13 protein-coding genes are annotated in these 14,918 nt (G+C 67.0%); 10 read left to right on the forward strand and 3 right to left on the reverse strand.

What is annotated here, in order from left to right; all coding sequences use genetic code 11:
• Window positions 1-6: 6 nt before the first annotated feature.
• Window positions 7-1,701, reverse strand: coding sequence for an alpha-amylase family protein (locus M1E01_RS00400; protein ID WP_457973161.1), 1,695 nt, complete (start codon window positions 1,699-1,701; stop codon window positions 7-9).
• Window positions 1,698-2,669 (reverse strand): TIGR03885 family FMN-dependent LLM class oxidoreductase, encoded by a 972-nt coding sequence (locus M1E01_RS00405; RefSeq protein ID WP_457973162.1) that lies wholly within the window; start codon window positions 2,667-2,669, stop codon window positions 1,698-1,700. Before M1E01_RS00405 ends, M1E01_RS00400 begins: the two co-directional genes overlap by 4 nt.
• Window positions 2,670-2,802: 133 nt before the next feature.
• Between M1E01_RS00405 and M1E01_RS00410 the strand changes: the two genes are divergently transcribed.
• Entirely contained in the window at window positions 2,803-3,870 is a 1,068-nt protein-coding gene (locus tag M1E01_RS00410; protein ID WP_457973163.1) for an ATP-dependent DNA ligase, read from the forward strand.
• 186 nt (window positions 3,871-4,056) lie between these two features.
• On the opposite strand, the gene M1E01_RS00415 is transcribed toward M1E01_RS00410, so the two are convergent.
• A complete protein-coding gene (locus tag M1E01_RS00415) occupies window positions 4,057-5,376 on the reverse strand; it encodes an MFS transporter (protein WP_457973164.1) in 1,320 nt (439 codons plus the stop codon).
• A gap of 232 nt (window positions 5,377-5,608) precedes the next feature.
• Between M1E01_RS00415 and M1E01_RS00420 the strand changes: the two genes are divergently transcribed.
• From M1E01_RS00420 to M1E01_RS00460, 9 genes are all read left to right on the forward strand, one after another.
• Window positions 5,609-6,403, forward strand: coding sequence for an IclR family transcriptional regulator (locus M1E01_RS00420; RefSeq protein WP_457973165.1), 795 nt, complete (start codon window positions 5,609-5,611; stop codon window positions 6,401-6,403).
• A gap of 149 nt (window positions 6,404-6,552) precedes the next feature.
• The gene (locus M1E01_RS00425) at window positions 6,553-7,434 is read left to right on the forward strand and encodes a shikimate dehydrogenase (RefSeq protein ID WP_457973166.1); all 882 of its coding nucleotides are present in this window, start codon (window positions 6,553-6,555) and stop codon (window positions 7,432-7,434) included.
• Complete coding sequence (locus M1E01_RS00430; protein WP_457973167.1) at window positions 7,434-9,347, forward strand: TIM barrel protein; 1,914 nt, start codon at window positions 7,434-7,436, stop codon at window positions 9,345-9,347. Before M1E01_RS00425 ends, M1E01_RS00430 begins: the two co-directional genes overlap by 1 nt.
• A 101-nt stretch (window positions 9,348-9,448) precedes the next feature.
• Entirely contained in the window at window positions 9,449-10,288 is an 840-nt protein-coding gene (pcaH, locus tag M1E01_RS00435) for a protocatechuate 3,4-dioxygenase subunit beta (RefSeq protein ID WP_457975023.1), read from the forward strand.
• Window positions 10,281-10,871 carry a protocatechuate 3,4-dioxygenase subunit alpha gene (gene pcaG / locus M1E01_RS00440; protein ID WP_457973168.1) on the forward strand — a complete coding sequence of 197 codons (591 nt, stop codon included), beginning with the start codon at window positions 10,281-10,283 and terminating at the stop codon, window positions 10,869-10,871. The genes pcaH and pcaG overlap by 8 nt, the downstream gene beginning before the upstream one ends.
• On the forward strand, window positions 10,868-12,355 hold the full coding sequence (locus M1E01_RS00445; protein ID WP_457973169.1) for a lyase family protein: 1,488 nt from the start codon (window positions 10,868-10,870) through the stop codon (window positions 12,353-12,355). Before pcaG ends, M1E01_RS00445 begins: the two co-directional genes overlap by 4 nt.
• Window positions 12,348-13,166 carry an alpha/beta fold hydrolase gene (locus M1E01_RS00450; RefSeq protein WP_457973170.1) on the forward strand — a complete coding sequence of 273 codons (819 nt, stop codon included), beginning with the start codon at window positions 12,348-12,350 and terminating at the stop codon, window positions 13,164-13,166. Before M1E01_RS00445 ends, M1E01_RS00450 begins: the two co-directional genes overlap by 8 nt.
• Complete coding sequence (gene pcaC, locus M1E01_RS00455) at window positions 13,163-13,639, forward strand: 4-carboxymuconolactone decarboxylase (RefSeq protein WP_457973171.1); 477 nt, start codon at window positions 13,163-13,165, stop codon at window positions 13,637-13,639. The genes M1E01_RS00450 and pcaC overlap by 4 nt, the downstream gene beginning before the upstream one ends.
• 44 nt (window positions 13,640-13,683) lie before the next feature.
• Complete coding sequence (locus tag M1E01_RS00460; RefSeq protein ID WP_457973172.1) at window positions 13,684-14,916, forward strand: thiolase family protein; 1,233 nt, start codon at window positions 13,684-13,686, stop codon at window positions 14,914-14,916.
• The last annotated feature ends 2 nt before the right edge of the window (window positions 14,917-14,918 follow it).

Below are 14,918 nucleotides of genomic sequence, written 5' to 3' on the forward strand. Positions count from 1 at the left end.
CTGGCGCTATGGCGCCAGCCGGTCCCCGGGTTTGTGGACCCGGAACCAGCGGTAACCGTAGCGTCCCAGCTCAACCGTGAAGCCGCCGTCGGGTTCCAGTTCCTCGTGCCCGCCGTCGAACAGGTCCAGCAGCAGCGCGCCCTTGAAGGCGTCCGTCGCGCCGTCGTCCGGCCCGACGTTGCCGCTGACCTTCACCGTCTCCTCACTGAAGTTGTGCAGCAGCACCAGGGTGGCCCCGGCGGAGCTGCAGGTGTGCGCGAAGACGGCAGGCTCGGGCTGGTCAATAACGGCAAACTCGCCCCAGCCCAGCTCCGGCGATTCGCGGTAGCGCTGCATGAGGGTCGCCATGAAGTTCCAGAGCGACTCGGGATCCCGCTTCGCCGCAGCAGCGTTGACCTTTTCCGGGCCAAATTCCCCGCGGACCAGCGGCGCCACCAGATCGGATGCTTTGGCGTCGGAGAAGCCGCCGTTCTCCTGGTCGGTCCACTGCATGGGGGTACGGACGGCAGCCCGGCTCTTCTGCCGCAGGTCCTCGCCCATGCCGATCTCTTCGCCGTAGTACAACACCGGAGTGCCAGGCAAGGAGAACATCAGCGAATACACCATCCGGATGCGGCCGGCGTCGCCCGCCAGCATCGGCGGCAGCCGGCGCCGGAGGCCCCGGCCGTACACCTGCATGGTCTTTTCCGGGCCGAACGCGGCGAAAACCTCCTCGCGTTCGCCGTCACTGAGCTTGTCCAGCGTGAGCTCGTCGTGGTTGCGTACGAACATGGCCCACTGGTTGTCGGGGTGCAGCGGCGGCCTGCTCTTCAGGGTCTCTGCCAGCGGGCGGGCGTCCTGGCGGGCCAGTGACAGGTAAAGGTGCTGCATGGTCATGAAGTCGAACTGCATGTTCAGCTCGTTGCCCTCAGCGCCGCCGAAATACTCCAGCTGTTCCTTGTACGGCAGGTTCACCTCGCCCAGCAGCACCGCGCTGCCGTTGCGCCGGTTCAGGAAACTGCGCAGTGCGGACAGGTAGTCATGCGGGTCGATGTTCGCGGCTTCGTCCTTCGGCTGCCCCCGCGTCTCCAGGAAAAACGGCACGGCATCGAGCCGGAACCCCTCCAGCCCCAGTTCCAGCCAGAGCCCCATGGCCTTGGCGATCTCATTCCGGACCTTGGGGTTGGTCACGTTGAGGTCCGGCTGGTGCTCGTTGAACATATGCAGGTACCACTCGCCGGTGGCGTCATCCTGCGTCCAGATGGACGTTTGCTCCCCCGGAAAAACCACCTCGGAGGAGGTGTCCGGCGGGGTGTCCTTGCGCCACACGTAGTACTCGCGGTAGGGGTTGTCCACGGACTTCCTGGCTTCCTGGAACCAGGGATGCTGGACTGAGGTGTGGTTGACCACGAAGTCCGCGATGACCCTGATGCCGCGGTCCTTGGCGGTGCGGATGAACTCCACGAGGTCACCCATCGTGCCCAGGCGGCTGTCCACGCTGAAGAAATCTGTGACGTCGTACCCGTCGTCGCGGTCAGGCGAGGGGTAGAACGGCATGAGCCAGATGCAGCTCACCCCGAGGGCGGCCAGATAGTCCACTCGCTGGGTGAGCCCAACGAAATCGCCGGTGCCGTCGCCGTCGTGGTCGAAAAAAGTCTCGACGTCGAGGCAGTAGACCACCGCGTTCTTCCACCAAAGGTCTGAGGTCTCCGCGATTTTCATGCCGCCCGCACATCCCGGAGCTGGGGCAGCACCTTGTCCGCGAAGGCGTCGATGAACGGTGCCTGCTCCTGTCCGACGAAGTGCAGGTACAGCTCGTCGAAGCCGAGGCCGAGGTATTCCCCGAGCCACTCGGCGTGCTGGTCCAGGCTGGACGAGACGTTGACCGCTTTGCGGACCTGTTCAACTCCCACGTCGGCGCTGACCCCGTCGAAGTGGGCCGCCGTGGGGAGGTCCCACGGGATGGGCGGGGCGAAGACGTTGGACCGCCACTGGTCCACGGCAATGTCCTCGGCTTCCTTCTCGCCGGGCGCCCAGGACAGGTGGATCTGCAGCACCGCCTTGCCGCGGCCGCCATTGTCACGGTACGCGCTGAGCATCTCCCGGAGCTTGGCCGGCGGCTGGTTCACCGTGACCAGCCCCTCGGCCCAGGCGGCAGAGCGGCGCGCCGTTTCCACACTGATGGCCGGGGCGATGAGCGGCGGCGCAGGCTGAGGGACGTCCCAGATCCTTGCCTGCTCCACCGTGACCAGGCCGTGGTGCGTGACCTCCTCGCCGGCATGCAGGCGCCGGATGACACTCACGCATTCCTCCAGCCGTCTTTGGCGGGTTTCCTTTTGCGGCCACGGATCGCCGGTGATGTGCTCATTCATGTTCTCCCCGCTTCCCAGCGCCACCCAGAACCGGCCGGGAAACATCGAGGCCAGCGTGGCCGAGGCATGGGCGACGACGGCGGGGTGATACCTCTGGCCAGGGGCGTTGACCACGCCGAACGGCAGCGAAGTGGTCGCCAGCGCGGCGCCCAGCCAGGACCAAGCAAATCCCGAATGTCCTTGCCGGGCAGACCAGGGCTCGATGTGGTCCGAGCACATGGCGGCGTCGAAGCCCGCCTCCTCGGCGTGCTGCACATCCTTCAGGAGCTGTCCGGGGCTGATTTGTTCATGCGACGCGTGAAATCCGATGGCTGCCATCGTTAATGTCTACCGGGGCCCGGCACCCCTGTCGAGGGGGCGCACCCGATCGAGGGGGCACCCGGTCGCCGCCCCCGGGAGCCTGCGCCTGGAGGGGTGGCGTAGCAGCGGGCCGCGGGCAAGAATGGGGCCTATGCAGCTGCCCGTCATGCCTCCCCTTGCCCCCATGCTCGCCAAGTCAGTGGCCGCGATCCCGGACGGGGCGTTGAGCTACGAGCCGAAGTGGGACGGGTTCAGGTCCATCATCTTCCGGGACGGCGACGACGTGGAGATCGGCAGCCGCAACGAAAAACCCATGACCCGGTACTTTCCTGAACTCGTGGAGGCAGTGAAGGAGAACCTGCCGCCGAGATGCGTGCTCGACGGCGAGATTGTCCTGGTGGGTGCCTCCGGCGACCGGCTCGACTTCGATGCGCTGCAGCAGCGGATCCACCCCGCCGCCAGCCGCGTGAAACTGTTGTCCCAGCAGACGCCCGTGAAGTTCGTGGCGTTCGATCTGCTGGCTTTGGGTGACGAGGACTTCAGCGGCCGGCCCTTTGCCGAGCGCCGTGCTGCCCTGGAGAAGGTCTTCGCCTCCGTGAAAGCGCCGGTCCACCTGACCGCAGCCACGCAGGACCGGGAGCTGGCCGGGAAGTGGTTCCACCAGTTTGAGGGGGCAGGCCTGGACGGGATCATCGCCAAACCCCTCGACGGGCCCTACCAGCCGGACAAGCGCGTCATGTTCAAGGTCAAGCATGAGCGCACGGCCGACTGCGTCGTCGCGGGATACCGCGTGCACAAAAGTAGCTCACGTGCCATCGGGTCGCTCCTGCTGGGCCTGTACAGGCCCGACGGCGGGCTCGCCAGCATTGGTGTGGTGGGGGCCTTTCCGATGCAGCGACGCAGGGAGCTCTTCGAGGAGCTGCAGCCGCTGGTCACAGACTTTGACAGCCATCCGTGGGCCTGGGGCAAGCAGGAGGAAGGCGCGCGTACGCCGCGCAACGCCGAGGGCAGCCGCTGGAGCGCCGGCAAGGACCTGTCCTTCACACCGCTGCGTCCGGAGCGGGTGCTCGAGGTGAAGTACGACCACATGGAGGGCGAGCGGTTCCGCCACACTGCCCAATTCGTTCGCTGGCGCCCCGACCGCGACCCGGAATCCTGCACGTACGAGCAGCTTGAGGAGCCGGTAAAGTTCGACCTCGCCGAGGTGCTGGCCACCTGACGCTAATCCGCGCAGCGCTGATTCGGCTGAACCGACAGGGCGGGGGGCTTAAGTGTCCGGTCGCTCTGGGTTCGGGCGTGATGGCAGCGGCTGCTGGACGACGACGGCGGCCCGCCCCGGGAAGGGGAGAGCCGCCGTCGGGCCGTACTGCTGGAGGCAGGGCGTCTTCGCCCAGGGCGTGCGGGCCTACTTGAGGCCCAGCTCGCGGGTGGGGATCTTGAAGGATTCCTTGGCAGTGAGGGCAGAGACAGCTGCAACGCCGCAGATGATCGCGCTGAAGATGCTGATCTGGACCCAGCCGCCTGGTTTGATGCCGCCCATGGCTGCCACGATGGCGGGCGCAAAACCGGCCATCAGGAAGCCAAGCTGGGTACCGATGGCGAGGCCGGAGAAGCGGACTTTGGTGCTGAACATCTCGGCGTAGAAGGACGGCCAGACGGCATTGGACGCCGCGTAGCCGCAGGAGAAGAACCCGATGGCTGCCAGGAACATCAGCGGGACGCTGCCGGATTCGAGGCTCAGCAGGAAGACGGGGGTGAGGATTGCACTGGACACGGCACCGTAGATGAAGACGGGCTTGCGTCCGATTCTGTCCGAGAGCATGCCGAACAGCGGCTGGGTGCCCAGGGCCACCAGGTTGGCGCCCACCACCAGCCAAAGGGTGGTGGTGCCGTCCACGCCCGCGACGGTCTTGGCATAGCTGATGGCGAGGGTGCCGAACACAGTGGAGACGGCCGCGATGAACGCGCAGCAGATGACGCGAAGGACGTCGCGCCAGTGCGTTTTGAGCAGGTCGGCCACAGGCAGCTTGGAGATCTCGGCGCTCTTCTTGGCCTCAGCGAATGCCGGCGGCTCGTGCAGCGTGCGGCGGATGAAGAAGGCCACGACAACGACCACGGCGCTGAGCCAGAACGGAACGCGCCAGCCGATGCCGTACTTGATCTCGTCAGGCAGGGCAAGAACGGGGATGAAGACGAGCGCGGCGAGGATCTGGCCGCCCTGGGTGCCGGTGAGGGTCCACGAGGTGAAGAAGGAGCGGCGGTTGTCCGGCGCGTGCTCGAGCGTCATGGAGGAAGCGCCGGCCTGCTCGCCGGCGGCTGACAGACCCTGGCAGAGGCGGGCAAGCACCAGCAGGGCCGGTGCCCACCAGCCAACAGTGTTGAAGTCAGGCAGGCAGCCGATCAGGAAGGTGGAGGCACCCATGAGCAGCAGGGTGAACATCAGGACCTTCTGCCGGCCAACGCGGTCACCGAAGTGGCCCAGCACGACTGCGCCGACGGGACGTGCCACATAGGCGAAACCGAAGGTGGCGAAGGACATGATGGCGGCATTGGCATCAGCGCTCGGGAAAAACACATGCGGGAAGATCAGTGCGGCTGCCGAGCCGAAGATAAAGAAGTCGTAGTACTCGACGGCGCTGCCGAGGAAGCTGGCAAGGGCTGCCTTCTTCGGTGTCCCGGCCGGGGCAACAGTGTCCGGCGCGGCGGACGGAAGTGTCTGGCTCATGGTGTTCCTTCAGTGTGACGACAGTGTCGCGGTGTATCGGGAGGGCTGCAGTCGCCGGCCCTGCTGGGAGGAGATGAGTCCTTGTAAGAACTCGGCGTAAAAGGCCCGGACTAGTAGCCGCATGATGGGAGCTACTGGTGCGATACAGCAACTATGGCTGTGAGGACAGTCACCTGTCAAGAAAACTATTCACCATCTAGAAGTAGCTCTCACATTGTGGCAACATGGAGTCATGAGTGTGAAAGAAGCCACAGTAAACACCGCGAAGGAAGACTCCCGGACCGACATGGTGGGCAAGGCCCTGGGGCTGCTGGTCCTGCTGGGCGACGAGCCGCGCGGCGCAAGCGCCTCGGAGCTTTCCCGCCGGGCAGAACTGCCGTTCAGCACCACCTACCGTCTGCTCGGTTCCCTGACGCGGGACGGCTTTGTGGACTACGAACCGGACGGCCGCCGCTACCACCTCGGGCTGCGGATCTTCCAGCTCGGCCAGCGGGTTTCCAACCATCACGGCTTTGCCGGCACGGCGCTGCCCATCCTGAGGCGCGTCACGGAGCAGACGAAGGAAGCCACCATCCTGTCCGTCCGCGACGGCATCCACCACCTCACCGTGAACAAGGTGGACGGGCCGCAGACCTTCCGGGTGACCAGCGACCCGGGCCACCTCGGTGCGCTGCACACCACCTCCGTGGGCAAGGCGCTTGTTGCCTTCGCTGAGGACGAAGAGCGCGAGCGGCTGCTCGAGGAACTCCCGCTGGAACCTTTGACCAGCCTCTCCATTACCGACCGCGACGCCTTCCGCGCTGAAATCGAACAGGTGCGCCGCCAGGGCTACGCGGTCATGGATGAGGAGAATGAGCTCGGCATGCGCGCCGTGGCCGTCCCGGTCTTCAACGCCCACGGGGTGGCCTTCGCCTCCCTCGCTACCGCGGTTCCCGTGTTCCGCCTCGACATGGAGACCCTCATTGCCCTGGTGCCACTGCTTCAGGAGGCCGCGGCCGAGCTTGCCGCGCGCCTTCCGCAGCGCTAGAAGACGCAGCGCGAGAAGCTCTTGTTCGTATCTAGAACAAGAGTGCAAGATATGAACACTTCCTGTACCGTAATCCCTATCACTTGGTTTAGCGGCGCCGCCCATGGCGCCTCCGCGGGCCGTGTGTCGATGTCGAAGGAGCCGCACGCATGAGCAACCGAACCGAGTCCTACCTCATTGGGCTTGTCGGCGATGGCGTGATGCCGTCCCTCTCACCCCATATGCATGAACGTGAAGGCGACCTGCAGGGCCTGCGGTACCTGTACCGCCCCATCGACCTGCAGGAACTCGACCTGCCTGCCGCCGCCATCGGTGACCTGCTGCAGAGCGCCTCCCGCCTGGGCTTCAATGGGCTCAACATCACCCACCCGTGCAAGCAGCTGGTCCTGCAGCACCTGGACGAGATCACTCCGGACGCGGCAAAGCTTGGTGCCGTCAACACTGTGGTGATCCAGGACGGACGCTTCATAGGCCACAACACCGACTTCTCCGGCTTTGCCGCAGCGCTCGCAGCCGGACTTCCCCACGCCAGGCTCAGCCGCGTCGTGCAGCTGGGAGCGGGCGGCGCCGGATCCGCCGTCGCATACGCCCTGCTCACCGCAGGGGTGCAGACGCTGGACCTGGTGGACATGGACCCGGCGCGCAGCGCAGAACGCGCTGACGAACTGGCCGGCTTCTTCCCGGACCACACCATCACGGCCCGTACGACGGCGGAGCTGCCGCAGCTGATGCCCCTCGCTGACGGTCTGGTGCACTGCACGCCGGTGGGCATGGCGGCGCACCCCGGCCTGCCGCTGGACATCGAACTCGTGGAGTCCCGGCACTGGGTGGCTGACATCGTCTACCGGCCCATCGAAACGGAGCTCGTCCGCGAGGCGCGCGCCAAGGGCTGCGACGTGCTCGACGGCGGACGCATGGCCGTCGGTCAGGCAGCCGACGCCTTCCGCATCTTTACCGGCCTCGATGCCGACGCCGACCGCATGCGCGCCCACTTCCTGGAGCTCATCGCCGCCGAAGAGGTGGCCGTCTGATGCGCACCGGGATCGCGACCGTGTGCCTCGCCGGTACGCTGAAGGAAAAGATGCAGGCCTGCGCCATCGCGGGCTTCGACGGCATCGAAATCTTCGAGCAGGACCTCGTCACCTCCCCGTTGAGCCCGGAGGACGTCCGGAAAATGGCCGCCGATCTTGGCCTCACCCTGGACCTCTACCAGCCGTTCCGTGACTTAGACAGTGTGGGGCAGGACCTGCTCGCCGCCAACCTGCGCAGGGCGGAGGCCAAGTTCCGGCTTATGTCCCGGCTGGGGATGGACACCATCCTTGTCTGCACCAACGTTGCCACCGCCACCATCGACGACGACGGCCTCCGCGCCGAACAGCTCGCCGCCCTGGCCCGCCTGGCTGGCGAACACGGCATCAAGGTCGCGTATGAGGCGCTCGCCTGGGGCAAGTACGTGAACGACTACGAGCACGCGCACCGCCTCGTGCAGATGGTGGACCACCCCAACCTCGGCACCTGCCTGGACTCCTTCCATATCCTGTCCCGCGACTGGGACACCGCTCCGATCGCCTCCATCAACCCGGACAAGATTTTCTTCGTCCAGGTGGCCGACGCCCCCAGGCTCTCTATGGACGTGCTTTCCTGGAGCCGGCACTACCGCGTCTTCCCCGGGGAGGGCCAGTTCGAGCTCGCCAAATTCATGGGCCACGTGGTCCGGGCCGGTTACACCGGGCCGGTGTCCCTGGAGGTATTCAATGACGTCTTCCGCCAGTCAGATGTCGAACGCACCGCGGTGGACGCGATGCGCTCGCTGATCTGGCTCGAGGAGCAGAGCGCGAAGTGGCTGGAGGCAGGAGCCGGAGGCACGGCAGGGGGCGGCGGCAGCAAAGCCGCAGGCCGCCGTCGTTACCCCATGGAACTGGCAACGCTGCCGCAGGTCGCGGAACCGGCAGGCTTCAACTTCGCCGAGGTCAAGGCAGCCGATACCGCCGCCCTGGAGTCCGTCCTGGGCCAGCTCGGCTTCGCATTCAACGGCCGGCACCGCACCAAGGACGTGCAGCTGTGGACCATGGGCCAGGCGCGGGTCATCATCAACGAACAGGCTCCGGACGGCGCCGCTGCGCCGGCCATCGCCGCCGGTATTGCTGCCATTGGCTTTGACGTCGATTCGCCGGTCATCGCCTCGGCCCGCGCCCAGCAGCTCAAGGCCCCCGTGGTGCCACGCAAGAGCCAGGCCAACGAGGAGGTGTTTCAGGGCTTCGCCGCCCCGGACTCCACCGAGATCTTCCTGTGCCAGGGCAATCCGGACGGCACCGCCGCCTGGACTGGCGAATTCGGCGAGGCTCCTGAGTTCGGCGAGGGATCTGAGACACGCGCCGGCGGCGGAAACGCCGTAATTGACCACGTCAACCTTGCCCAGCCGTGGCAGCACTTCGATGAGGCCGTCCTCTTCTACACCAGCGCCCTGGCGCTGGAGCCGCAGCCGTATGCCGAGGTGGCAAGCCCCAGCGGACTGGTCCGCTCCCAGGTCATGCAGACCTCCGACCGCGCGGTCCGCCTGGTGCTGAACCTGGCGCCGCTGATCCAGCAGGACGGCGCGCAGACCTACCAGGAGCACATCGCCTTCGCGGTGGATAACCTGGTGGCCGCCGCCCGCGCCGCACGGGACCGGGGGCTGGCGTTCCTGCAGATCCCTGAGAACTACTACGAGGACCTGGACGCCCGCTTTGACCTCGAACCCGGCTTCCTGGACACGCTCCGGGACCTTAATTTGCTCTATGACCGCGATGCCGACGGCGAGTTCCTGCACTTCTACACGGACACCGTGGGCAGCGTCTTTTTTGAAATGGTGGAACGCCGCGGCAACTACGACGGCTACGGTGCCCCTAATGCACCGGTGCGCCACGCCGTCCAGTACGACCACCTGCACGAACTGACCAAGTGACCATCCACACCAACACCCATTGAAAGGAGGCTGCTGTGCCTGAAGACGTGAACCTTGAGACGTACAACGCTGACGCGCTCACGGAGGACCTCGCCGACGCAGTGACCGATCTGCACACGCCGGCTCCCGAGGCTGCGCCCGCGCCGGCGCCCCGCGTCGAGACCCAGCAGGATCTCAGCGCGGAGATCAAGGCGATCGGGGAAGCCTATGCGGAGGCCCTGAAGAACGGTGCTCCGAAGGAGACCCAGCCGCGGCTGGACTTTGCTCCCTACCGCAGCAGCATCCTGCGCCACCCCACCAAGAGCCTGCACCACGCTGACCCGGAGACCATTGAGCTGCACTCCCCGGCGTTCGGGCACCAGGATGTGCACGCACTGGAGTCCGACCTGACCATCCAGCACAACGGCGAACCGCAGGGCGAACGCATCATCGTCGCTGGCCGCGTGCTGGACGGTGACGGCCGTCCCGTAGCAGGCCAGCTCGTGGAGATCTGGCAGGCCAACTCCTCCGGCCGCTACATCCACAAGCGCGACCAGCACCCCGCGCCACTGGACCCCAATTTCACCGGCGTGGGCCGCTGCATCACCGGACCCGACGGCTCCTACCGCTTCGTCACCATCAAGCCTGGCGCCTATCCGTGGAAGAACCACCTCAACGCCTGGCGTCCCGCGCATATCCACTTCTCGCTGTTCGGCACGGATTTCACCCAGCGCATCATCACCCAGATGTACTTCCCCGGCGATCAGCTTTTCCCGCTGGATCCGATCTATCAGTCGATCGTGGACCAGGACGCGCGCGACCGGCTTGTGGCCACCTATGACCACGACCTCACTGAACCTGAATGGGCGCTGGGCTACAACTGGGACATCGTCCTGACGGGCTCCAAGCGGACCTGGACCGAAAACGAGGCGCTGGGCGCGGAAGGCGACGACCATGAGTAACTCCACCAAACCAGTTCCCACCCCGGCCCAGACCGTGGGCCCCTTCTACGGCTATGCCCTGCCCTACGATAAGGACCGCGAGCTGCTGGCTCCCGGATCCCCGGGTTCCATCCGCCTCCAGGGAACCGTGTACGACGGCGCCGGGCATCCGGTCCCCGACGCCATCCTTGAGATCTGGCAGCCGGACCCCGAAGGCAAGATCGTCAGCAAAACAGGCTCGCTGGTCCGCGACGGCTACACCTTCACCGGCTGGGGCCGCAGCGCGGTGGGCAACTCCGGCGTCTACACCTTCACCACCGTGAACCCCGGCCCCACCAAGCCGGGCGCCGCCGCGTTCATCTCGGTCGCCGTCTTTGCCCGCGGCCTCATGAACCGCCTCTTCACGCGCATCTACCTGCCCGAGAATGGGGAAGCGCTGGCAAAGGATCCGCTGCTGTCATCCGTGGATCCGGAACGCCGCGAGACCCTTATCGCCCGGCGCGACGCGGACGGCGGACTCACCTTCGACATCCGCCTCCAAGGTGAAGATGAGACCGTCTTCCTCGACTTCGAGGGAACCGAAACCGGGGGCCCCGCACAGTGACCGCCACCCAGCCAGCCGCCGGCTACGGCGACGTCGGACTGCTGAGCCCCGTTTCGGCGTCGCCCCTCGTGGCGGCCCTGACCGGAGACCGCGCGGTCCTGGCGGCAATCCTCGCCGTCGAGGCCGGCTGGGCGGCTGTGCTGGAAAAGCACGACCTGGCTCCCGCCGGGTCCGCCGCAGTGGTTGCCCACGCTGCCGACGCCTCCCGCTACGACGCCGCAGACATCGCCCGGCGCGGGCAGGGCGGCGGCAACCCGGTCATCCCGCTGCTGGTGGACCTCCGTGCCCAGGTTAAGGCCCTGGACCCGGCGGGAATCGGTGCGCTGCGTGCGGTGCACACCTCGCTGACCAGCCAGGACGTGCTGGACACCGCCCTGATGCTGCTCGCCCGGAACACCGTCGGGGCGCTGCTGGCGGACGTGAAAGGCACGACGGCGGCGCTTGCCCGCCTGGCGCAACAGCATGCGGAGACCCTGTGCGTGGGCAGGAGCCTGACCCAGCATTCGCTCCCGTTCACGTTCGGGCTCCGGACAGCGCAGTGGTTCTCGGGGCTGGCCGGCGCGGCCTGCCGGCTCGACGCCCTTGAGCTGCCGGTGCAAGCCGGCGGGGCCGCCGGAACGCTGGCGGCGGGCACGGTGCTGACCGCGGGTACGTCCACGAACCCCTTCGGGCTTGCGGATGACCTAGCCGCCCAGCTCGGACTCGCCGCGGCCCCGGCACCGTGGCACACCAACCGGCTGGCAATCACGTCGCTCGGCGACGCGCTGGCGGGAGTAGTCGATGCGCTGGGCAAGATCGCCGCGGACGTCCTGTTCCTGAGCCGCCCGGAGGTGGCGGAGGTGGCGGAGCCCCGCGCACCCGGCCGCGGCGTTTCCTCGGCAATGCCCCAGAAACAGAACCCGGTGCTCTCCGTTCTGGTCCGCAGCGCCGCCCTGCAGGCCCCGGCGCTCGCCGCCCAGCTGCACCTGGCTGCCGCCACCTTCAACGACGAGCGCCCGGACGGCGCCTGGCACACCGAGTGGCCGGCCCTGCGCCAGCTGCTCGCACTGGCCCTGGGGGCAGCAGGCCACGTGCGCGAATTGGCCGAAGGGCTGCAGGTCTTCCCGGATGCCATGCACCGCAACCTCGACCTGTCCGGTCCGCTCCTCCTCAGTGAGGGCGTGAGCGCCGCCGTGGCGCCGCTGCTTTCCGTCGACGAAGCCGGTGCCGACGGCAAGCAGCAGCTGCAGGCCGTCGTCGATCGGACGATGCAGGCCCCTGCCGCCGAACAGGCCGCCACCTATCGCCGGCTGCTCCGTCAGGCGGTTCCGGCGGACAAGCTGTCCGGCGAGGAGCTGGAGCGCCTGCTCGACCCGGCGAGCTACCTCGGCCAGGCCGCAGAGATTTCGCGCCGGATTGTCGCAGCCTTCCCGGACTATGTGCGTCCTTCAACCGAACCTGGTCCTTCAACCGAACCTGAACGAAACGGAGATCCCCGTGGCTAGACCAACAGTGAAGGCCGTGCTGCTTTCGCCCCAGCGCGACTTGGGCAGCAGGCCACTCCTTGTCGTCGGGCCGTCGCTCGGCACCTCCTCCGTGCTGTGGGCCCAGACCGGTTCCGTGCTCGGCCACGATTTCGATGTGGTGGCCTGGGACCTTCCCGGCCACGGTGTCTCGCCCGCAGCTGCGGAGACGTTCACCGTCGCGGATCTGGCGGACGCCGTCGTCGAGCTTGTCGACTCGATTGCCCCCGGCGAAGCGTTCCACTACGCCGGGGTGTCCCTGGGCGGGGCCACCGGCCTGCAGCTCGGCATCAAGCACGGCGACCGGCTCAGGAGCCTGTCGGTGCAGTGCACCGGTGCCAAACTCGGCACGCCCGAGGCCTGGCTGGAGCGCGCCGAAACTGTCCGCGCCCAGGGCACTCCCGTGATGATCCAGGGGTCCGCCGAGCGCTGGTTTGCCCCGGGCTTCATGGACCGCGAGCCCGAAGTCAGCAGCAGCCTCCTGCACGCCCTGCGCGACGCCGACCGCTTCAGCTACGCCTTCTGCTGCGAAGCCCTCGCCGGTTTTGACGTCCGGGACCAGCTCGGCAGCATCAGCGTTCCCACGCAGGCAGTGGCCGGAGCGCTGGACACCGTTGCGCCGCCGTCGTTCGCCGAAGAGGTGGCAACCGGGATCACCGCCGGCGGGGGCACCGCCTCGGCCGCGACGCTGGAAGGCGTGGCGCACCTCGCGCCCGCCGAAGCGCCGGGCCACGTTGCCGAACTCCTGCGGAGCCTGATTGTCTGGAGCGAAGCCCGCGGAGCCACGAAATGAGCGCACTGGAAGGCGCCGAGCGCCACGGTGTCGTGCAGCCGGACGCCACGAGCCAGGAAATTTACGACGGCGGCATGGCGGTCCGGCGCGAAGTGCTGGGCGACGCGCACGTGGACCGGGCCAACGCGAACAAGGACCCGTTCACCGAGGACTTCCAGGACATGATCACCCGCATTGCGTGGGGCGGCATCTGGACCAGGCCGGGCCTGTCCCGGAAGATGCGCTCCGCCGTCACCATTACGGCGATGGTGGCTCACGGGCACTGGGAAGAGCTGGCGATGCACATTCGCGCCGCCGTCCGCAACGGCCTGAGCAGGGACGAAATCAAGGAAATCCTGCTGCAGACCGCCATCTACTGCGGGGTCCCCTCCGCCAACACCGCCTTTAAAACTGCCCAGCAGGTCTTTCAGCAGATGGACAACGCTGCAATGGACAAGCCAGGGCTCGACGAAGCCCCCACCCCGCCCAACTAGATCACGACTGCCAGTCAGTTGGATATAGAGAATTAGAGGAACATATGAATCAGGCTTTTGTGTACGACGCCGTGCGCACTCCCTTCGGGAAGTTCGGCTCCGGCCTTGCCGCCGTCCGTCCGGATGACCTCGCCGCGCACGTGATTAAGGAATCGGTGAAGCGTGTTCCCGGTTTGGATCCTGAGCGGATCGATGAGGTGGTGTTCGGCAACGCCAACGGCGCCGGCGAGGAGAACCGCAACATCGCCCGCATGGGGACCCTGCTCGCGGGCCTGCCGGTATCGATCCCCGGCACAACCGTCAATCGGCTGTGCGGGTCTTCCTTGGATGCGGCCATCATCGCCTCGCGGCAGATTAATGCCGGTGACGCCGATCTGGTCCTGGTGGGCGGCGCCGAGTCCATGTCGCGGGCGCCGTGGGTGCTGCCCAAGACGGAGAAGCCCTACCCGGCCGGCGATCTGACCCTCGCCTCCACCACGCTCGGCTGGCGCCTGGTGAACAAGGCCATGCCGAAGGAATGGACCATTTCCCTGGGTGAGGCCACCGAGCGGCTGCGTGAGAAGTACAAGGTGACCCGCCAGGCGCAGGACGAGTTCGCGGCTAACTCCCACAACCTGTCGGCCGCGGCTTGGGACGAGGGGTTTTACGACAACCTGGTGGCTCCGGTTCCCGGCACTGACCTGGTGCGGGACGAGGGCATCCGGCCCGGTTCCACCGCGGAGAAGCTCGCCTCGCTGAAGACCGTGTTCCGGTCTGAGCCCGAAGGCGCCGAGGTCGGCGGCACTGTCACCGCGGGCAACGCCTCGCCACTGTCCGATGGCGCCTCCGCAGCCTGGATCGGATCCGAGGGCGCTTCTTCCATCCTGGGACTGGAACCGCTGGCCCGCATCGCCGGCCGCGGCGCCCACGCCAACGACCCCCAGTACTTCGGCTTCGCCCCGGTGGAGGCGGCGAACAAGGCCCTCCAAAAGGCGGGCATCGGCTGGGACCAGGTGGGCGCCGTCGAACTTAACGAAGCGTTCGCCGCGCAGTCCCTGGCCTGCATCAACGCCTGGGGCATCGACTCTACGATCGTTAACCGGCACGGCGGCGCGATTGCCATGGGCCATCCGCTGGGTGCCTCCGGAACGCGCATCCTCGGCACCCTGGCGCGCAGTCTGCAGGCCTCCGGCGAACGCTGGGGCGTGGCGGCGATCTGCATCGGCGTCGGGCAGGGCCTGGCCGTGGTGCTCGAAAACGTCACCGCTTCCTCCGGCACCACCACAGGAAAGGCATAGGC

The sequence above is a fragment of the Arthrobacter sp. D1-17 genome (genome assembly GCF_054130535.1).